Genomic DNA, 21,747 nt, shown 5'->3' on the forward strand with positions numbered 1-21,747 from the left:
CGTATACTCCTAACCCATCAACTCACGAATTCGTGATTTCATTGCCTCGCCCGGAATCGCTGCAATATTAACTTTATACACGTCAGCTACCCTGAATAGCTGGTGGAAATTACGGCGCTGCAGGTCCTCATTCTCGACCGAAGATGACAGCATGTACGGATTGAAGAAGGGTTGCGTCGAGTACGGCTCCATCCCTGCCTTCGATTGAGGACGATACCGGCCTTCAGTGATCAGATCGAGCGCATCCGCCTCTTTCAGTTTCTCCACAGCCGGAGAATTCGGCTCAAAGCACATGATAGCGATTTTGTTCAAGCGAGTTCTCTTTGTGTATCCGGTTGGTCCCGCAATCCACGACGGATCGACCATAGCGCGGGAGTCATTGGCTCCCCAGTAGCAATACGGCTCACCCATATCGAGTGGGCATTCCTCGCCGCTGTCATCGAAGCTCGTCCAGTCGGCCCGAGTCGTTACGACATTCTCGCACTTGCTCCGGTCGAATATTCTCGCATAGTGCGGGAATTTCTTAGCGATCGATGTCTTAAAGTAGAATTTTCGTTCCGGTGCATCTGCGATTGCTTCGCTGCCCCTATAGCGAACGAAAACCCAGTCGTTAGTTACGAATTTCGCCTTGCCGTCCTCAAGCAGACTGAAGAAAGTCGAACCGCGTTTCATATCCTTTGGACCGATCAGCGCCAGACCGCGTCCGTCAAAGTCCAGGCATGCAGCGCGGATTCCGTGAACATCCAGCAGACGTTCGCTGATTTGAGCCGTCATACCGAGCGCCCAGCTTCTGACCTGACCGTAGTGAGATGTGTTAAACATCACCGCAGTCTTCATGTCGGGATTGTAGTACGCGTATGGCGTCCTTCCCGGCACACCATCGACTACATATATGATGCCGTGCGGTTCGAGATCAGATTCGAGCTGCGCTGGATACCAGTTCTCCACCCAGAAGTCATACAGATGCGGCACATTTGTGCGCAGTTGAATGATGATACCATTGATGTTCGCATTCCACTCGAAATAGCGATCATAGGGGAGAGCATTCTCCGCTTCCTGAACCAGAACATCACGTTCATCAACAGAAATTTCAAGTTCCGACTTTGTCATGCCGCGCGGGTGAGTCATTACATTCTGGAGAGCAACGCGCTTGTACTTCGGTGATTCCGTAAGCTTCGTCATTGCCTCGATGATCCGGTCAGTACCTTCGTCGATCTTATCCATAGATGTAGAATACGACAGCCGGATATTCTGGTCCGCTCCAAATGCGCTGCCGGGGACGACGGCGACCGCCGCTTCCTTTAGCAGGTAGTAGGAGAGGCCATAGGAATTTCGAATCTTCATCCCGCCGGATTCAGTGTTGTAGTATTCCGATGTGTTCGGGAACAGATAGAATGCACCCTGCGGCTCATAACAGTTTATTCCGGGGATGCGCCGAATCTTGTTCAGCATGAAATTCCTGCGTGCCTGAAACTCTGCCACCATCTGACTGATCTCGGCTTTGTGGCCGGAAAGCGCCTCTGCAGCAGCCTTCTGCGCGATCGAGTTTGCGTTCGAGGTCGAGTGGGACTGCACTATGTCCATCGCGCTGATTATCGCTCGCGGTCCTGCGGCATAGCCGATCCGCCAGCCGGTCATGGCATACGATTTCGAGACGCCATTTATGATGACTGTCTTCTCTCGAATCTTTTCACCAAGCGATGCGATGGAGCAGAAGCGGTATCCGTCATAGATGATATGCTCATAGATCTCATCTGCAACAATCAGCAATCCCTCCGACACGGCAATCTCGCAGATTGCCTGCAGTTGTTCGCGCGTGTAGGCCGATCCGGTAGGATTGCCTGGATTGTTGATGATTATTGCTTTAGTATTGAAATTGATGTTCGCCTTAAGTTCATCCGGTGTGATGCGAAATCCATTCTCCTCGCGAGTCGGTACAATTACCGGCTTGCCATCAGCGAGCAAAACCTGCTGCGGGTAGGATACCCAGTATGGCGAAGGGATGATAACCTCCTCGTCGCGATTGATGATCGCAAGGAAGAGGTTGTACAGACTGTGCTTGGCTCCGCATGAGACAATAATCTCTTTGGCACTGTAGTCCAGTCCGTGATCCTGCTTCAAACGGGTGCGAATCGCGGCCTTGAGTTCCGGGATGCCGTCGTTGGCCGTGTATCCGGTGAAGTTATTTTCGATGGCGTTTATGCCGGCTTTCTTGATATCGGACGGAGTATTGAAATCTGGCTCACCGACTGAGAAATCGATCACATCGATTCCCTCACCCTTCATCGCTTTGGCTTTTGCGCTGATGCGAAGAGTCGGGGATAGCTCCAGCCTGCCGATCCTGTTGGAAATCATCACTTATTCCTTGGCTGGGTTGCTCTTCGGAGGCTGATGCTCGATCTCTTGCCCACCCTGTTCGGACAACTTCTTCAGCCACGATTCCAGATCAAATCCTGAGAGCGATTTTACGACTGTCGGCAATTGCGCCATCATCGACGCGAGTTCGCCCGTCACCTTGGAGGTTCCGAGCTTGCCGTCGTTCGAGATCATCACGATCTTGTCGATCTTCGAAATCGGCGCTGCCATCTCGCGAGCGAGTTCGGGCAGTTTTTCGAACATCATCTGAAGTAAAGCAGGCTGCGAATACGAATTCCAGGATTCTGCCTTTTTGCGTAGCGCCTCGGCTTCCGCCCGACCAATCTTTTCAATAAGTTCGGCCTCAATCACTCCCTGGATTCGCTTGGCTTCAGCCATACCTTTCGCTTCCGCCTCAAGCCGGAACTGCTCCGCCTCTGCGGGCTTGCGGACGGTCGCATCGAGTTCCTGCTCGACTCGTTCGATCTCTTTTTTCTCGATCTCGATCGCGGAGTTCTTCTCGATGAGCCTGACTTTGCCCTCTTCGGTCTTCAGATCCTGATTCAGTTTGTGGCGCTGCAATTCATAGGAGAAATCAGCGTCCGCTTTTCTGCGGTTGAGTTCAGTCTGCAATTCAGCATTCTTTAGTTGAAGGTCCTGGTTCGCTTCCGCGACTTCAGTATCTGCGATAAGTTTCGCGATGTCTCCATCCTTCTTCGCTTGTGCGGATTTGATGATTGCATCGCGAGCAGCCTCGGCTTCGGCGACTTCGGCATCGCGCCTTGCCTCTACTATGCGCGGCTTTCCGAGCGCTTCGAGATAGCCGGACGGATCGGTGATTTCCTTGAGGTTGAAAGAGAGCAGTTTCAAGCCCATGTTTGAGAAATAACCACCGACATCATCGAACACCTTTGCAGCGAAATCTTTTCGATTTTTATTCAGCGATTCGATATTCATTGTTCCAATCAGGGCACGAGTCGAACCTTCGAGAGTCCTGAAAGCCACGTCGCGTATGTCACTGACTGCTTTTCCGAGGAACTGCTCAGACGCGAGGTGAATCGATGGCTCGTCACCCGCGATCTTCACTTCAGCCGTTCCACGGACCGTGCATCGGATACCATTCGTGGAAATCGCGTCATCAACCTGAATCTCCATGGGGATTATCTCCAGTGGGAGAATCTGAGCCTGTTCGATGAATGGGCGCACAAATGTTCCACCCCCGATACGAAAACGGTACCCGATTTGGCGCACCGACCCATCAGGCATGGTAATCGAGCGTTTCTTCCCTCCCGAGACAATCAGTACTTCGTTCGGACCCACTTTGCGGTAGTTCTTGAGCACAACTACCACTATCGTAGCCATAATCACCACGACTGCAATTATTATTATAACCAGGGGGCTCACAGTATGCACTCCTTACGAATGATAAACGGCGGCAAGTACCGCCGCCAAGATAATTTTTTCACAAAGAATATAATGGTTTTGCTGCAAGGCTGTCAACCGATCTTTTGACTTTCGGCTCGAATTGACTGGAGGTACGACGGATCAATATCTGAATCGGACAAGTCGAACAAGGAGCCGCCATTCGGCTCTCTGCATTCTGATTCCCGGCGCCTCGCAATAAGAAACGGGAGTCAATTTATCGACCCCCGTCAGTACTTCTATAATGGGTCTGTCTGTGCTACGGGCAGCTTTCGCATGGTGCAGCGCCACCGCTGAATATGTATGAGATTATGTACACAACATCATCGATGTCAACTCCACCCGAACAGTCTGCATCTCCTGACTCAACCGGAATCGGTGCCGGCCCGCCGGTGAAGATGTAGCTGATCAGGTAGACGACGTCATCAATGTCTATCTCAAGGCTGGCATCAGCATCGCCGCATACCCATTCCGGAGGCGGCGGATCATCGATCACCATTGATATCGTTACAGTATCCTTCGCGCCCGTCTGATCAGTGACTATGACTGAAAAGTAGTAGCTGTCCTTCCATCCCGGCGTGCCGGAGAGAACTCCGGTGCTGTTATTGATAGAAAGCCCGAATGGGAATTGACCGATGCCCTTAGCCCACGTATATGGTCCGACTCCTCCAACCGCCCAGAATTGGTATGTATATGGTTCCTGATAGTAAGCATCATTCAAGTCCAGGCAGCACTGGATATAGACGCCCTCTGCTTCGCACGGATCCCCGGTTCCGTCTCCGTCTGCATCATATTGGTAGATATTCGAGATCATGGGACAATTGTCGCAGGCATCGCCAAACGTATCGTTATCTGTGTCAGTCTGCGATGGGTTCGCATCGTCCGGACAGTTGTCCTCAAGACAGGTGTTGAGCACGTAGCCGGGATCGCCGTACCCGTCGTCATCGGAATCGGTACAGTCGTCGCACGCGTCGCCGAGCCCGTCGGCATCGCCATCAAATTGATCGCGGTTCGGTGTCGATTCGCAGTTGTCGCAAACGTTACCAACAGTGTCGGCATCACTGTCTTCCTGTCCCAGGTTCGCCACTGTTGGACAGTTATCGTTTACGTTCAGAATGCCGTCGTTGTCAACATCGGTATCGGTCCACGAGAATAGCTCGGATGATATCCAGCATTGCATCCTGCCAGATTGCTGGTATGAGAACTCTGTCTGGCAAACATCCGACGAATAGCCCATGTAATTCTGAACGTCCGTGGTTCCCCAGCTTTTGCCACTGCAGGGATCGGAACCGCCCGGAGGGCTGCAACTAAAATTGGTGGGTGTCGGATCTGTATCTGCGCAGAAGTCGCCTCTTATGTCGCCAAATGAGGTCTGCGGCTCCTCGTAGCATCCACCACACTCGGTCACTTCATCAACGCCGTGGAATGTATGCCACAGTCCGAGACAATGTCCCACTTCGTGAGAAAGAGTGGTGTAGTTGTAGCCTATGTAGCTGTCATCAACTATGATACCACCCAGATAGTTGAGAGCTCTCGAATCCCAGGGGAAAGTGCCGACTCCGATGTAAAACGAATTGATGTCGACAATATATATGTTGAGCTTAGTGCCAGGGCTGTCGGAATTGTTGAATTTCATTCCCGATTCTTCCGGATCCTCGAAAAACCTGTATTGAGTCGAGTTAATGAACTCTGTCTCGTATAGGAATTGTATCTTGTGGGGCAGATAGTCCGCCTGGAGCCTGTCAACTGCCGCGTCGACCTCCGCCTGCGTGGCTGCTGAATTGGAACCGTCATCCTCTCGAAACACATTAAACTTCAGTCTTATCCAGATGATCGGGTCGTACTGCTCGGGCAGGTATAAATTGCGGGTAGCAGGGTTGTCGCACGATCCCTGGCTGGGGCAGGGAAGAGCAGGATCGAACATGAAATCCTTGTCTGCCGCATTCTGTTCATAGCTAACCTGCGTGTTGCACCAGTTCCCGCCATACTCGTGGATGATCTCTCTCGCCTGTTGCGGGTTGCTCTCAGCCTGCAGCTTCCATTCCGGAATTGGCTCGGCCCTGTCGCTTCCCGAAGTCGCGTCTTCCGCAAGGCTGATCGAGACCATGCTGAGAACAAGCACAAGTGCAAGGGAAAATCGCAAAACTCTCACTTTCATCGTGACTCTCACTTTCTATAATAATTGATTGTATTCAAACCAACATCGAGGCGACACCAGCCTGCCCCCGATTCCCATGAGATATAATGGATTATACAGATGCAATATATCCTGTTTGGGCCTGCATGTCAACTGCAAACTGCAAAAAAAGTATACCTACATGTTGTCGGCCGTGGTTCAGACTTGCGGGTCGTGCGTTCCACCCAGACCGAGAGGGCCATCCTCCCGCAATCAGCCTATTTCTATTGTAGGAAACAGCAAATTCTGCGACATGGTTCCTCAGTTGGTCCTTTTTCAGTCCTTTTTCAGTTTACTCTTGCGCTCAAGCCAGTGCAAAGTATCTTCTTGGTTTGATAATTGCCTGTTTCAATGAAAGGTAGTTGACTTGATGAGATTCCTTTTCACAGCGATGATTTTCACATGTCTTCTAGCTCCGAAACTGCTTGCATGGGGCAACCCGACTCACTTCATGTTGGGCGAGGAGGTTCGAATGCGGGAGTCGCTTCCAGATGCCTGCTACACTGACAGATTCGTTATGAGTAACAACAGCCCCGATATCTTCTCGTTGTTTGGACCGGGATTCGCCCATTCCGATTATCGGTTCGCGGAAATCCTGCTCGAACTCGCCGGAGATGATCTGGACAAGCAGGCGTTCGCATTCGGATACTACTCACACATTTCCTGCGATGCGATAGCCCATAATGAGTATCTTCCTCCACCGGGTATCGAACATGCAGTGCGGGAGTTAGCGATATCGTCGATAGTCTACTTCGATAATCCGATATTGCGAGATGCCGGAGATAGAATAGCTTTCGGATACTATCCCCAGATGATCCGTGATGCCTCCGAGATTTTCGTTCAGCGCTACAACGAGGGGCGTGTGATTGAAGAGGAGGAGATGGTCGAAATGGCGAGATTCCTGGCTTACGCAATAGTGGCCCAACATGTGGTGATCAGAAATGTCCTGTTTCTCTATTGGGCAAGCCACGCTGAACCAAGATCGAAGTGGATCGACTTCTATAACAGGTCTATTGACTCCGCATGTGTATCTATTGTCAATGCTGCGATGAACCCTCATGCTGAAATCCACGTCGGCCATACGCATTCGATATCAAAGGAGCTTTCACTCGCCCATCTCGGCAAGAAGCTATGCAATATATTGGGCGTTGAACTACAGGAAAGTAAGCAGGGAGAATATGTCTCATTTGAAGCGAACCTGGCGAACGGATCGATCGGAGAAAACGATGCATTGAGAGAAATTCTCTCCTCTAATGACCTGGATGCAAACCTGCGTTGGCTCTCTAACCTTTACGATAAGATTAGCGACATGGACACCCAGATTCCATCACCTGGAATCTCGCTGCTCCCATCTCACCCGAATCCATTCAATGCATCGACGGAAGTCACTATCGAATGCGATATTTTAGTTGACAGAATTGATGTTTCAGTTATTAACTTGGCGGGTCAGCATGTGGCTCGTCTTTTTTCGGGGAGTTTTTCTGTTGGTATGCACACAATTGACTGGAACGGCTCTGATGACTCCGGCAGGGATGTTTCATCGGGAGTCTACTTTGTCACCGTCCGTACCGACAATATCACACTCAGTCAGAAACTGCTGTTAGTTAAGTAGGAAATTCAACGTAAACACTAAACCAATTCTCAGGAGGTATCACATGAAGCGGCTTCTACTGTTAGCGATTGCGGTGCTCTTTTGCGCGACGCTGTTTGCGACTCCGGCGTCTGCCGGCTTGAAGTTCGGTGTTCGCCAGTATCTGTTCCAGAATATGCCGCTGCCGACAGAGCAGACCATGGGCGCATACTTCGGCGTTCCTGTTAGCCCGACGTTTGACATTATTTTCGGACTCGACTACTGGAACTACAAGGTTTCGACAGAGGTCACCTATGAGTCGGTTACTACGGAAGCCGAAGTGAGCGGCGGTACTCTCACATTGCACGGTGGTGCGCGGTTCTACCTGAACGATCAGGTCAAGGGAAACGTGGCACCCTATATTCAGGGTGAGTTCTTCTACGGTATGGGCAGTGCCAGTATGGATCCCGAAGTGGAAGGATTCTCTCTCGATCCGGTGGAAGACCTGCTCTCACCATACGGCTTCCTGGCAGCATTCGGTGCCGAGTTCTTCGCGGCCGATAATTTCTCGGTCGGTGGAGAAGTCGGTGTCAGGTACGTGGTCACGAAGATGACCGGTGACACAGGCATTAACGATCTGATCGACCTCGGTCTGGCAAAGAGAACGGCTGCGATGAGTGATGATACGGAGACCAAGTTCACGTCGATGACCATTTACAGTGGTATCACGTTGAATTTCGTGTTCTAATTTGTCGATTAGATTCATTCACAATAAAAAGCCGCCTCATAAGAGGCGGCTTTTCTTGTCTGTTTGGGAGTGTACTGTGCACACAAAGGCAACGCTCCCGTGAATGCTGCATCTGAATGTGCAGAGGCACAGCCACTGCGCGCACGCTGGGAATCGCTCCGCTTCGGATCACTGCTCTACCACAAAGAGAATAGGCAGGATCGCTCCGTCACGCCCTGCGTGACTTCGGATCGCTGCCCTACAATTACACCACCCCATGTTCCGTGCGGCGGATGATCTCGTTCTGCAGGTCAATGCCGAGATCGACGAAATAATCTGAATATCCCGCGACTCGAACGATTAGATCGCGATATTTCTCCGGTTCCTTCTGCGCTTTGTGAAGAGTCTCTGCCGTTACGACATTAAACTGAATATGATGGCCATCCATCTTGAAATAAGCTCTCACCAGATGCGCGAGCTTCGTAATACCGTCGTCATCTTCAAGAATCTGCGGAGTGAATTTCTGATTCAGCAGCGTGCCACCAGTTCTGAGATGGTCGATCTTGGCTGCCGATTTCACAACAGCAGTCGGACCTTTGCGATCCGCCCCCTGCACCGGAGAAATCCCCTCCGACACCGGCTCACCAGCCAGCCTGCCATCCGGCAACGCTCCCGTCACGCTCCCGAAATAGATGTGACACGTCGTAGGCAACAGGTTGATTCGGTGATGTCCCCCCTTGGTGTTCGGTCTGCCATCGATTGCATTGAAGTAACTCTCGAATATTCTGCGAAGAACATCATCAGCATAATCATCATCATTGCCATACTTGGGAGTCTCGCACAAAAGCTGCCGCCTGATCTCATCGCAACCCTCGAAATTGTTGCTCAGAGCAAAGATCAATTCATCGAAAGTGAAGGTCTTCTTGTCGAACACATGACACTTGATGGCAGTCAGCGAATCAGTGATGGTTCCTATTCCAACGCCCTGAATGTAGGACGTGTTATACCGCGCGCCGCCGTCGTTATAGTCTCTTCCGGTCTTAATACAATCATCAATCAGGATCGACAGAAACGGCGCAGGAAGATACTTCGCCCACAATCTCTCGATCACAAGATTGCCCTTGATCTTGATATCGACGAAGTGCCGGAGCTGCGTCTCGAACGCGGCATATAGCTTGTCGAATGATGTGAAGGACTTCGGGTCGCCAGTCGCAACGCCGATCTGCTTTCCGGTCTGAGGATCGACGCCGTCATTGAGAGCAATCTCGAAGACTTTGGGGAGATTGAAGTATCCAGTCAGGATATAGCTTTCCTTGCCGAACGCGCCCGTCTCGACACATCCGCTTGCGCCACCGTTGCGAGCATCGATGATCGACTTTCCCTGCCGAACCATCTCCTGAACAATCGCATCGCTATTGAAAATCGACGGCTGACCGAATCCTGTTCTTACAATTGTGAGCGCCCGCTTAAGATACTGATCCGGATTCTTCTTGCTGACCTGTACCATCGAACTCGGCTGCAAAAGACGCATCTCCTCGATGATATCGAGAATCAGATATGTCAGTTCATTGACAGCATCCTCACCGGTCTCTTTAACACCACCGAGATTGATGAGGCAGAAGTCGGTATATGTGTTGCTCTCCAGAGCTGTCACGCCAACTTTCGGTGGCGCAGGCTGATTGTTGAACTTGATCCAGAATGATTGCAGGAGTTCTCTCGCGCGATCCTCGGTGAGAGTGCCATCGGCAATGCTCTTCCTATAGAACGGCAGCAGGTGTTGATCGAGTCGACCCGGATTAAACGAATCCCAGGTGTTCAGTTCGGTGATTACTCCAAGGTGGACAAACCAGTAATACTGAAGCGCCTCCCAGAAATTCTCTGGAGCATGCGCTGGTACGCGCTCGCAGATGCACGCCATCTCATAGAGTTCCTGCTTACGGATAGCATCCGATTCTCCGTTCGAGAGCTCTTTCAATCTCTCCGCATGCCGCCGGGAGTACATCATAATCGCATCAGCGGCTATGGACATTGCCTTGAGTTGTTCTCTCTTGTCAAATGCCCTCGGATCATTGTAGAAATCAAGATTGTCAATGCTTGCTTCAATGTCCCTCACGAAATCGAGCATTCCCTTACTGTATATTTTGCCATCGAGAACAGTGTGTCCGGGAGCTCGCTGCTCCATGAATTCGGTGAATATGCCCGCGTTATAGGCGTCTTTCCAGGCGTCATCGATTTCGGAGAATATTCGGTTTCGCATTGACCTACCAGACCAACAGGGAATGATCGTATCATTCTGCATCTGCCGAACATCATCGGAAACCGAGAACGACACTTTCTCGCGCGAATTCAGAATGTCGAAATCATCGAGGCTGTGAGTGCAGATCTCCGGATAAGTAGGTGTCGATTTCGGCTCGGGACCTCTTTCGCCGACAATTAACTCACCGTCATTGATACAAATCGCTTTATGATGGACGATGTATTTGAATGCAAGCGCTCTGGCAACCGGCACAGAGACGCGCACCGGTTCACCACTGTCATAGAACTCTGTCAGCAACGCAGCTCTCTCGATCGATATGCATGGTTTGGCGTCCAGGCTCCGCTGTCTCAGCTTTGAGATTCTATCATTCATGAGCTGTCACCCTCCGATTATTATCTCTCGCCCAACCGCCGTGAATTTGCTTCCAAGTTTGATGAGGCTTGATCGTTGTTGAGTCTGAAGTGATTTCAGCCTTTGAGTCTTACTGAATCTTCTCAGTTTGTCTTCACCGAATGTATTATATGGCAACAAGCTCACTACCTGGACATTCTCGAATGAAGATATATATTCGGCAATCGCGTCGAGATTCTCATCAGTATCGGTGATGCCGGGGATCATTGGTATCCTGACATTCACAGTTGCCCCCGACTTCATAACATTCTTCAGGTTGTCAAGTATAATCCGGTTTGAACCGCCAGTGTACTTCACATGCGCTGAATCGTCCATCAGCTTGAGATCATACAGGTAAAGATCAACCATGTTATTGATCGATGCGAAGTCCTCTGCTGATGCATAACCGCATGTATCGACCGCTGTGTGAATGCCATGTTTCCGACATTGCTTCAGCAATTCGATCAGAAATGGCATTTGTAATAATGGTTCACCGCCTGAAAATGTCACGCCGCCCTCTGACTGATCGTAGAAGACAACATCTTTTAACACTTCCTGCATAACCTCATCAACCGTCACCACTCGACCGACAATACAATCGCTCTCAGCCCGAAAAATGCGCTCAGAGTTTCCATTGTTCGTTCTCTCGACGAGTTCCGGCTCGATCTGTCGCGATTCCGGATTGTGGCACCACCAGCAGTCGAGCGGACAGCCCTTGAAGAACACGGTGGTCCGAATACCGGGGCCGTCGTGGATGGCGTATCTCTTCAGATCGAATATGATGCCTGTAGCTGACATATGACAACTCACCAGTTCACTGCGATGGGGCATCTGGAAGGAAAGAGTCTCTTTCGGAAGCCGATCGCAGGTACCATTCAATATAGTGAGCGAAAAGAGGAGTGCAAATGTTTTGTCTAATTCAGAATGTATACAAATAGAGCGTGTTATTTCATCTCGAGCATTCCGGATATTTCGAATCATAGATGTACTGCGAATTGACAAACATCATCACCCTGCAGCACTGATTTTGTAATGTCCACACGCACCGGCCGTTCCAGAATCCCCTCCCAGATTTTCTTGCACCATCCTGCCCCACAGTAACAGTAAGTGAGCGACATCCCATCGGACGCTGCTCTGGCATGGTCGCAGTGACAGAAATAGTATCGCTTCTTCCCAGGTGTTTCTGCCTCAGCATGTTCTTTCGGGAAGCGTGGAGCCTTAGTGATGTAAACGACATTGCCTTCTCTGACAGGACGCACCATGAACACTCTGCCGTGCATGACATCCAGCAGTTTGTCGATATCACCCGATTCCCTGTAGGTACGTTTGAGCTCATCCATGTGATCGACGCAGCACTCACATGCACAGCCGGTCATGATGTTGATTTTGATGTCGTTGCTGGGTATGTGCCGATCCAGCCGGACCATGGCACTTCTCATCCACTCAGCGCTTTGCTTCTCGTCAGATTTGTCGAGGATTTCGCAGCCATTCATTATATCTTTCATCTTGGCTTCACCGACATGCTTCTTTAGGCTTTCGGTCATCAACTCTATCCAACGTGGATTTCCCATGAACATTCTCCTGCTAGAGCATTCACACGGCAAAAGGGGTCTTCCACGCAATCAAGAACAGATCTTCTGTGTGTCAAGATTGAATTAGCATGGGTTGACAAAATTGGGTGGCAGATGAAACGGGAGCCGCAGAAGCGACTCCCGCTTGCTCTGATGTGTTTCAGACTAACACGTGTTGACAGGTGGTGGCCCACCTGAGAAAATGTACGCGATCAAGTATACAACATCGTCGATATCAATCGCACCACTCCCGTCCGCATCTCCGCAGCAGACGTCTGGCAATGGGGCTGGTCCGCCAGAGAAAATGTAGTTTATCAGATAAACCACATCATCTATATCCACTCCGCCGCTTCCGTCAGCGTCTCCGCTTGTGCATGACGGACCGGAGACCTCCAGATAACCGGAACTGACACCGTAGTTGTCGGAACTTCCTATACCCACGATTGCTTCTCCTCCGGTTCCAATTGAGTTGTAGTCAAATGAACTAGCATCAATGATGAGTGCAGGAATAACAAACGAAGATACGGCGTCTACGGTGTCGGGTTCCTGCACGAAGGACTCCGATATAGTCGTGGAGCTGTCCAGTGATATCTCTATTACTCCGGTGTCGGTTTGCGGCAGTCGTTTGCCGTCAGCACCTGTTACAGCTACGATGGCCAAGAATGCCGCCAGAGTCAGGAGATTTTGTTTACGCATTGGAATTCCTCCTGCAGCATTCTATCGTTGTTTCGCCAAAAGTTCCTGGAGAAGAACCTTCATTTCTTTCAGTTCTGTTTCCAATTCTTTGATTCTCGACTCTCGTTCCTCTGATTTTATGAGCAGTTCCTGGAGAGCGGCCAGAGCCACGCCTGACGGATCGATCGTCGATATCGTGCCGTCATCGGCTCCGAGCCCGAATGCAGCGAAGAACTCCTCTGCCACTGGGCCGATATGGTTCACTTGCTCTCCGTCGACTTTGTAGTTCCATCGAGTAATGGCCAGATCTCTCAGTCTATTGAGAATATCCTCCCCATCCAAAGCGACAAAGTTCTCCTTCAAACCGGCGCTTGAGGAGTTCTGCCACATGCCGCCCTTGGAAAGATAGGCACCTGTCGATGTATCGAGGAACTTGCCGCCCGGGTTGGGTGAGTTGGCAGGCGCCATTTCACCTGTGTTCGTCAGATAGAACAAACTATCTGCTCGCAGAACCATCTGGGACCCTCCGCCGGTCCGAACTGAATCTTGATTCGGCGGACCCCAGCCCCAGATGTGCGCGGCTATCACGACAGAACCGGCGTGGTTGGCCTTTGCACCACTTCCGGTTGCATGTGAATAGGGGCCGATTGCCGAATTGTCATAGCCCCCGGAAACTGACGAGTACTCGTTCGCGACTACATTGTTGCCACCGCCACAGATCGTGCCAAAGTCATCTGTCACGCTGTTTACAGCGCCGCCACTGATTGTGGACGCATACCCCATCGCGATATTGCTCTCCCCGCCGCCGACAAACGAAGCCGACCCTACAGCACTATTGTCTAGGCCGCCTCCTACGGTCGCCATATACGCGCTCGCCGTGTTGTTCGCTCCACCCCCTACTGTTGCTCCCTCCTGCGTTTCACCACCGGATGCGGTGTTGTTGAAGCCACCGCTTACGGTTGACAATGGGCTGCTGGCCGTGTTCTGCTTGCCTCCGCCGACTGTTGAGTGCATACCTACAGCTTGGTTCTGCTCGCCACCACTCACTGTTGCATAGTTGTTTGAGGATTCCTCGCCTGCATGGTTAGCTCGTCCGCCCGCTACGACTGAGTACTCTCCCCGTGCCTCGTTTGGATCTGGGCCCGCCAAGCCTCCTCCTCCGGACACGACCGAGAATTGACCGATTGCGACATTACCACCGCCGCCGCATACTGTTGAATTTGTTCCATTGGCAGAGTTCCCGTAACCGCCTCCGACAGCAGCGTAGTCTCCCATAACGAAGTTGTTAGAACCTCCAGCGATCGTTCCTGACCAACCGGCGTCATTGACTTCGTTGTTCTCGCCCCCACCGACGATCGCATACTGGCTGTTTGCTTTATTCCTGCCACCGCCTCCTACTGCCGACCTTTCGCCTCTGGCTTCGTTCTCGATTCCGCCGGCTACAGTAGCATACTTGGAGTTACCTCCGATCGGATCGCCGGTCGTAGATCGAACACCCAGATTTACATGCGTGCTGTCATGATCGCCGTACAGGTTAGCCCCGGCACGGGCAATGCCCCATTCGCCTACCGTGAACAAGACTTCCCCAACAAGAGCCCAGTCGTTATCTTCGTAACCTACTTCATCCGGGAGTGCGGACCATCCGATTCCGTCCCACTTCATTACATCGCCTGTGGTTGCTCCATTAGTATCTATATCAACGAATTGGATCGTGTAGTCCGCGATCTTCTCAGTTGTGACGGCTGCGTTCTTGATCCTTCCCTCATCGACTGCAAGAGTATCGAGTTGGTCTTTGCCGACGGCTTTGTCTTCGATCTTGCCCTTTCCCACGGCCAGCGTATCGAGTTGTTTCTTTCCGATTGCTCTATCTTCGATCTTACCTTTCCCTACCGCAAGGGTATCGAGCTGGTTCTTGCCAACAGCTTTGTCTTCGATCTTGCCCTTGCCTACGGCAAGCGTATCGAGCTGGCCCTTGCCAACAGCTTTGTCTTCGATCTTCCCCTTGCCAACAGCAAGTGTGTCGAGTTTGTCCTTGCCGATGGCACGGTCTTTGATGTTGTCCCCCCTGATCGACTTCTGGGCGATCTTTGTCGAATCGATTGCTGTGTCTGCGACGGTGCTTGCCATGAATGCGAACGGCACCGATCCCATCTGCGAGCGTGGCGTCATCTCGCCGTCAGGATACACTTCGATTCCAATCCATCGATTGATATCGTCGAATATCTCCGGTGCCAGTTCGTCGACAGATCCGAGCTGGACGTTAAACTTGCCATTGTTTCCGTGGGTTGTTATCTGATGCGTTTCACCCCAAATCGAATCGCCATCCTCGAGCGCGTTCCATATTCTGAAGATGACGGTGTAGGTGCCGTTTGGCACTGGATTGCCGCTCTGTTCCAGCACACCCTGATAGTGGATAAATGATGGTGTCCCGAAGACGGTAACTGCCATCATTGCGACAATCAGAGCTACAGCTGAGATTGTGAGCTCGGTGCGTTTCATTTTCACACTCCTGTCGGTTGAGTTCCGGTTGTTTCATGAATTTTCTTAATCATCGTCAGACTTAGATATGTCCCCGAAAACTGCACTCGAAACCCCTCGCTGCAGCCATAAAGAGCAGAAACTAAGCTGTGCCTAATCTCGGATGCTCCGCTCTGACGCGAGATATGACCTCTCCTGGGGTCTGCGTAAAATTATCGATCGAAGATAAGTTTGATCTTGTTAATTCAAGTTAGTATCGACTTTCATATTAGTCAAGCAAAATTGTGGAGAAGAGAAGCAGAAAGCCGCTAAGCATGGAACGCTGGCATTGGAACCTCGGCATCAACAAACCCGCTTCTTCATGCTTTGTCGATCTCAGCCGGCACCTTCAATGCCAGAAGCATGTCGACAGCCACGATGGCAGCACCTGCAAGAAATGTTGCGGTGTGGCCGAACATACTCCACGCAATCCCTCCGACAACCGGGATTATGACTGCCGTGATGTGATTCGACGTCATCCTGACAGCCTGCGCACCGACGCCGAATGCGAGCAACCCGGGAATTTCTCGAACTGCCTGAATGATACCCATGTCTGTTGCGGAAGCATCAAATGTCTCAACGGCGAAGTTGTTGAACATCACTCGCCATGCGAAGAATCCTATCCAGACGGTGGCTGCCGAGAAGGTGACCGTCAAAACCGAGACTTTGCGAATCCCAAGCGCCATAGCCGTATAAGATAACAGTCATGCACCGAATTAATAGCAGAAAGTGAGAATGTCATGAACCGGTTGCTTAACAGGTACCCCCGCACCGATGATGCGGGGCATTTTTCTATGTGCGCCAAGTAAGAAAGAAAGCTGGAAGTACTTGACTTTTTCCCAGCGGATGATATTGGTATAGGGTTGTTTTTTAAGGGAGTGGGTAATGCCACGCAGGCGCGTAAACGACAATCTATTTAAGGAACTGACTTGGGATGATCTCAATGAGTGGGCCGGGAGCCGAATTGTTTCCAGGGGAAAGAACTACCAGCGGCAGGGTCGCGTTTCAGAGCTGGCCACAACGGACGGCGGAGGTCTGATTGCTTGGGTCGAAGGTTCGGAAAGGTACGCCACAAAGGTCGACGTCGATCGTGACAGGTTGCCGGAATCGATCTGTACCTGTCCCTACGAATACGACTGCAAGCATGGCGTAGCCGTCATCCTCGAATACCTGGAACGTGTCGAAGACAACAAACGCATTCCAAGAGCTCGCATGGACGATGAGCGCCTCCAACTGCTTGAGAATGCGGACAAAGATGATGGCGCGGACGATGAGGATTCTTTCCGGTCGGAAGCGATTGAAGGGGACATCCATGCTTTCCTGGAAGATAAGACCAGGGCCCAACTCATTGAACTTATTCTTGAACTTGCAGAACATTATCCGGAAATGGGGCAAGGCCTTGCCGACCGCAGGCAGGTTATCTCAGGAAACACTAAATCAGTAGTGACGCGCCTTCGCAGGGATATCCGTAAGATCAGTGAAGATCCCGGTTGGCAAGACAACTGGCATGGGAATGGTTACACGCCCGATTACTCCGCTATTCGTAACAAGTTTGAAACGCTATTAGCGGCAGGTTGTGCCGACGAAGTGCTCATCCTGGGTGAGGAATTGATAACTGTCGGTACCCGGCAGGTGGAAGAAAGTCACGACGAGGGAGAAACCGCTATGGAGATTGCCACCTGCATGCCGGTGATTGTCAAAGCCCTGGATCAGTCGTCTCTGGCGCTCACAGACAAGCTGGCGTGGGCTGTGGATGTTGTATTGAAGGATGAATTTGACCTTTTGGATGCGTTCGCCGAATACCTGATGCGGCAGCATAAAAAGCAGGATTGGAGCTTACTGGCGGACCAGTTACTGGATCGCCTCAAAGTGAGTCAATCCGCCACCGCCTCGGGCACTTTCGACCGAAACTATGATCGGGACTGCCTCAGCAACTGGATTATTCATGCCCTGGAGCAATCCGGCCGCACCGATGAGATTATTCCGCTCTGTGAAGTCGAGGCCCATAAGACAGGCAGCTACCTTCGTCTGGTTGAACGGCTGACTGCCGATCAACGCATCGGAGACGCAGAACGCTGGATTCAGAAAGGAATTGGGGCAACAAAAGAAAAGTGGCCCGGCATTGCGGCTTCATTGCGCAAAAAACTTTGTGAGATTCGCGTCGCACAAGAAAACTGGCCGATGGTTGCGGCAATACACGCGGAAGAATTCGTTCGTCTGCCCTCGCTACAAATCTACACAGACTGCCGAAAAGCCACCCGCAAGGTTAAGGCCTGGCCCAAAGTGCGTGGGTGTCTTCTGGTTTACCTTGAAAGCGGTATGCCGCCATGGAAACAGAAGGGCTGGCCTCTTCCCGAAACCGGTTTGGACGCGCCGGATCTCGAGCGGAAAAACCGATTCCCCATGGTTGACGATCTGATTGACATAGCCGTTTTCGAAAAAAAGCCCGATCAGGTACTGCACTGGTACGACCAGCGGCCGAAACAGCGGTATGACCTGTACGAACCGGGTGAAGACGAGATTGCCGCGGCTATTCAAGACCATGCACCCGAGCGGGCAATTGCCATGTGGAAAAAACTGGCGGAAAACCTGATTGACCAAGTCAAACCCCGCGCATATGAGGCGGCTGCCGGTTACCTGCGTAAGGCGGGCAAAGTAATGGTCCAGCAGAAGAGTGAAGAGGAGTGGGACCGATACCTACAGGGCATAAGAGAAAAACACGCCCGCAAACGACGACTCATGCAAATCTTGGACAACCTGGACGGTAAACCAATCTTAAAAAAGAGGCTATAGCGACCATGTTTATCGAATATCGTCGAGGCATGCTCGAAAAGAGCATGGTGCCCGAGGACCTGCCAGTGAAAGTCTGGCGTGGAGCCGAAATACCCACGGATGTTCAGATGGCCGTTGCTGAAGAGGACTTGCTTAACCTCTGCGGTGTCTACGGGGATGAGGACGTCGGCTCTCCCGTGGAATACGACCAATTGAAACTGGTGTTGGCTGGTGACACGGTCGAGATCACGGTTTTCAATCGCGGGATCACTCTGATATTTTCGGACGATGAACGAGTCCGGCGCATCCACCGCGTTCTGTGCAAATTGGATAAGGCGGGAACAGGCTGATGGCGTGCGTTAAGGCTGGCATAAAGAAAGTCGCCTGGTCGGGCCGTCTTGTGGCCGTTCAACCTCGGATTCGTCTCACGCGGTCATTTGATGAGCGGCACCACAGCTACCAGGGGTACGTGCTTCGCGTCGACGGAATGTGTGGAGACGAGACCGGGGAGTTTCTGATTGCCGTCGGAAAGGGCGCGCATGAGAAACATCAGTTTCGTGTCGGTATGGAACTCAGTGGTCTGTCGGTTCTCGTGGATGACCCGCGACTGGAGATAGCCGGATACTACAAAACGAGTCGAATCAAGATCGAGAAGGGCACTGAGGACGCACCACCTGATGGTCCTCCCTTCCTCGGAGTGCCGCCTGATTTGCCTACCTACCGGGAACGCGGGCATCGTCGTTTGGATGCCCGCACTTATGACGCCAAGTGTTTGACGTGCATTTGGGGTTGCCGCATGCCGGTTGAGATGATTATCGACCAGTGGGAACCATCTCAGAAGAAGTATCGGTTCGAGATATTCTGCTATGGCCCGAAAAGCTGCCCGCTCTACCGGGCCGGTGCCACGCGCAAAGTACCCGGCCGCCGCGGCATGACCTGGGAAGAAGAGGACTGGGTCGACGAAGATGCTACCTCGCACAGGGGGCCGGACGATTGATATGGTAAAATGCATACGCATGACGGAAAATCATACAGTATGGTATATCCAATAGGCGTTGAAGACATTGAGCCCAACCACTGGGTGGCATGGGTATTTGATCTTCCCGGATGCTATTCGAAGGCCCGCAATCGGGAGGATGCTGTCGCCAATGCCTCTTCAAAGATCGCCGAATACTTCGAATGGCTCACACACTACCACTACAGAACACCCCAGCCCACTGAGAGAATTGAGATAGAGGTTGCTGAATCATTCCGCTCGTTCATCAGCGAAGGTGATTATATCGTCAACGCTTTCTTCGAAGACGACCGCCGCCCCCTAAGCAGAGACGAGGTGGAACACGTACTAAAACTTCTTGAGTTCACCCGAGGCGACCTGTTCCGGGTCATCCGGCGAATTTCTCCAGAGCAGCTTGACAGGCCAATCCGCGGGGAAGTCCAAAGTTCGATCCGTGGGATATTGAACCACGTTGCCTGGGCAGAGTGGTGGTATTTCGACCGCTTGAACCTGGCTTTCAAGAGTGAGGAAATGCCCGAAGATGTTATGAGCATGCTCGAAAAAGTGCGAACACATACCCGTCGCCGGTTGCCGCACTTGGCAGGTAACACTATGATCACCGAGTGTATTGGCGAGCGATGGTCTGCTCGCAAGATTGTGCGGCGGACACTCTGGCACGAACGTGCCCACACTCAACAGATAATCCGATATCTGGGTCAATGAATACGGCCCCTCGCATTGGCACCAGGCAACCATTCTGACTCGCGTCCAGTTCCCAGTTGGGATCACCCGTCTTCCCAGTGCGACAAATCGCGACATGGATTGCGACACGTCATGAGGGATTTCGACCGCGCGGTGGGAAATCGGCATTGATGTCATTTCTTGCTTCCGGGAGCGGCCCGCCCTCGACATCCTCTTGACATCTTGTTAACATTAGATTTCTTATGGTTAACGTTGGGAGAACGAGAATGAACGAAAACGGTCATGCTGGCTGTTGCGTTCGGGGAGCCTCGTGATCGCTCATAAAGCCTGTGCAGGACACCCTCGCTAATCACTTAACTATGTGTCCACTTTCTCGAGGAAAACCAAAACCATTAAAAAGTGTTACTCATGTCCCGGTGCAAATGTAACCTATGTCATAACATTGAACATCCTTTTCTGACGGCTTTTTCAACAAGTCCCCAGCTGTGGTGCACCGGGCTCCTTCAAGAGTTGCCGTGGGGATGGTCTGCCTTACAGCTGCCGGACCTGACGAGAGCATGCAGGTTCACTAAAGTGTCCGACTACAAAGTGAAATCACTGTCCGAGTAATAGTGAAACCGCTGTCCGAGTTAAGTTGAAATGACTGGCCGAGTCAGAGTGAAATTACCACGAGGGAAGACTGGGGCGATGTGCCCGGCTGTCACGGAGTGGCAACTTCGCTCGGAATCACATGACACCTTCGCTCGCAATCGAGTGGCGGAATTGCTCGGAATATGCATCAGGCTGCTTGCGTGAGATGGTGCATTTAAGTACATTGACGGTGTATCAACTTAGGGGAGCGTAGATTGAGATGCGTCACTCCGATTCCGGAAACAAGAAGAGGTTTGAACCAGAGGAATTGAGACGTTTGCTAAGGATGTTCTGGCTTTCCGCGGAGGATGGCCCGATGTCTCCCGTCATCGATTCGACTGTAAAGGCATACGCTTATGGGCTTCCGCTGGCGATAGTGCACGAGGTCGGACCAACTGCACCCGTTTCGGAGACTCTGGCGGTGTTAGCCGTGAAACACACGGTGCATGTGAGGGTTCCCGACCCTGAGCCACCATTCTTAAAGGTGGATTTGTTTCCGGGCCCGAATTACAGCCCACCGTTGCCGGATGAATCCACAGGTATTCGATCCGTGCATGTCCCGTCCATGTCCGAACGCTTCAGTGACTTCGAGATGCTTGTGCCGTGCATCCTCAATCGCGTACTGGCTGAGTTGAATGTATTCCGACCAACAAAAGTAACCGGAGTCGAGGGGCTTTTTCTTTTTGTACTGTCGTACCTTCTGAAGTCACACAAGTTTACAATGACCAATGTTATTAGAGATGCTGTGATCGATGCAGACGGTGGTGCAGTTGCGGTCCCGTGTGATTTCTCGAGTTCCAAGGATAGCGGAGCTTTTTACGGATGGCTGCAGGAACTGACACCGGGTCCGCTTCTGTACATTGGCGTTGGGAAAGACAGTGACAGGAAAGGAGAGGCCTACTCTGCGATAGACCACTGGCTAAATCGGAACGCGGCGAGTGTCCATCTCGATAAAGAGATCGTCAATGACATTGTCAACAATGGTGACC

Annotated in this window: 16 protein-coding genes; 7 read left to right on the forward strand and 9 right to left on the reverse strand. The window is 51.6% G+C overall.

What is annotated here, in order from left to right; genetic code table 11:
- Nucleotides 1-9: 9 nt before the first annotated feature.
- The 3 genes from KKH67_07795 to KKH67_07805 form a co-directional block, all read right to left on the reverse strand.
- The gene (locus tag KKH67_07795) at nt 10-2,358 is read right to left on the reverse strand and encodes a pyridoxal phosphate-dependent aminotransferase (protein ID MBU1319083.1); all 2,349 of its coding nucleotides are present in this window, start codon (nt 2,356-2,358) and stop codon (nt 10-12) included.
- Nucleotides 2,359-3,759, reverse strand: coding sequence for a flotillin (locus tag KKH67_07800; protein MBU1319084.1), 1,401 nt, complete (start codon nt 3,757-3,759; stop codon nt 2,359-2,361). It abuts the gene before it with no gap.
- A 277-nt stretch (nt 3,760-4,036) separates the two neighbouring features.
- Nucleotides 4,037-5,935 carry a thrombospondin type 3 repeat-containing protein gene (locus KKH67_07805; GenBank protein ID MBU1319085.1) on the reverse strand — a complete coding sequence of 633 codons (1,899 nt, stop codon included), beginning with the start codon at nt 5,933-5,935 and terminating at the stop codon, nt 4,037-4,039.
- Between the two features lie 490 nt (nt 5,936-6,425).
- Between KKH67_07805 and KKH67_07810 the strand changes: the two genes are divergently transcribed.
- Both KKH67_07810 and KKH67_07815 read left to right on the forward strand, forming a co-directional pair.
- Nucleotides 6,426-7,565 (forward strand): T9SS type A sorting domain-containing protein, encoded by a 1,140-nt coding sequence (locus KKH67_07810; GenBank protein ID MBU1319086.1) that lies wholly within the window; start codon nt 6,426-6,428, stop codon nt 7,563-7,565.
- A gap of 43 nt (nt 7,566-7,608) precedes the next feature.
- The gene (locus KKH67_07815) at nt 7,609-8,271 is read left to right on the forward strand and encodes a hypothetical protein (GenBank protein ID MBU1319087.1); all 663 of its coding nucleotides are present in this window, start codon (nt 7,609-7,611) and stop codon (nt 8,269-8,271) included.
- 244 nt (nt 8,272-8,515) lie between these two features.
- On the opposite strand, the gene KKH67_07820 is transcribed toward KKH67_07815, so the two are convergent.
- The 6 genes from KKH67_07820 to KKH67_07845 all read right to left on the reverse strand — a co-directional run bounded on the left by KKH67_07820 (nt 8,516) and on the right by KKH67_07845 (nt 16,346).
- Entirely contained in the window at nt 8,516-10,879 is a 2,364-nt protein-coding gene (locus tag KKH67_07820) for a glycyl radical protein (GenBank protein ID MBU1319088.1), read from the reverse strand.
- A gap of 6 nt (nt 10,880-10,885) precedes the next feature.
- Complete coding sequence (locus KKH67_07825) at nt 10,886-11,695, reverse strand: glycyl-radical enzyme activating protein (protein MBU1319089.1); 810 nt, start codon at nt 11,693-11,695, stop codon at nt 10,886-10,888.
- Between the two features lie 179 nt (nt 11,696-11,874).
- Nucleotides 11,875-12,468: a hypothetical protein gene (locus KKH67_07830; GenBank protein ID MBU1319090.1), complete on the reverse strand. Its 594-nt coding sequence runs from the start codon at nt 12,466-12,468 to the stop codon at nt 11,875-11,877.
- Nucleotides 12,469-12,633: 165 nt separating this feature from the next.
- Complete coding sequence (locus tag KKH67_07835) at nt 12,634-13,164, reverse strand: dockerin type I repeat-containing protein (GenBank protein MBU1319091.1); 531 nt, start codon at nt 13,162-13,164, stop codon at nt 12,634-12,636.
- Nucleotides 13,165-13,185: 21 nt separating this feature from the next.
- On the reverse strand, nt 13,186-15,642 hold the full coding sequence (locus tag KKH67_07840) for a hypothetical protein (GenBank protein ID MBU1319092.1): 2,457 nt from the start codon (nt 15,640-15,642) through the stop codon (nt 13,186-13,188).
- Nucleotides 15,643-15,980: 338 nt separating this feature from the next.
- The gene (locus tag KKH67_07845; GenBank protein MBU1319093.1) at nt 15,981-16,346 is read right to left on the reverse strand and encodes a hypothetical protein; all 366 of its coding nucleotides are present in this window, start codon (nt 16,344-16,346) and stop codon (nt 15,981-15,983) included.
- 199 nt (nt 16,347-16,545) lie between these two features.
- Between KKH67_07845 and KKH67_07850 the strand changes: the two genes are divergently transcribed.
- The 5 genes from KKH67_07850 to KKH67_07870 all read left to right on the forward strand — a co-directional run.
- Nucleotides 16,546-18,453, forward strand: coding sequence for an SWIM zinc finger family protein (locus KKH67_07850; protein ID MBU1319094.1), 1,908 nt, complete (start codon nt 16,546-16,548; stop codon nt 18,451-18,453).
- A gap of 5 nt (nt 18,454-18,458) precedes the next feature.
- Nucleotides 18,459-18,782, forward strand: a complete 324-nt coding sequence (locus KKH67_07855; GenBank protein ID MBU1319095.1) for a hypothetical protein — start codon at nt 18,459-18,461, stop codon at nt 18,780-18,782.
- Nucleotides 18,782-19,429: a hypothetical protein gene (locus KKH67_07860; protein ID MBU1319096.1), complete on the forward strand. Its 648-nt coding sequence runs from the start codon at nt 18,782-18,784 to the stop codon at nt 19,427-19,429. Before KKH67_07855 ends, KKH67_07860 begins: the two co-directional genes overlap by 1 nt.
- Before the next feature lie 39 nt (nt 19,430-19,468).
- A complete protein-coding gene (locus tag KKH67_07865) occupies nt 19,469-20,149 on the forward strand; it encodes a type II toxin-antitoxin system HicB family antitoxin (GenBank protein ID MBU1319097.1) in 681 nt (226 codons plus the stop codon).
- A gap of 829 nt (nt 20,150-20,978) precedes the next feature.
- Nucleotides 20,979-21,747, forward strand: a 769-nt coding sequence (locus KKH67_07870; protein MBU1319098.1) for a hypothetical protein, incomplete at its 3' end; no start/stop codon positions are given.

Source organism: Candidatus Zixiibacteriota bacterium, assembly GCA_018820315.1.
In the GTDB taxonomy this organism is placed as follows: Bacteria; Zixibacteria; MSB-5A5; order JAABVY01; family JAHJOQ01; genus JAHJOQ01.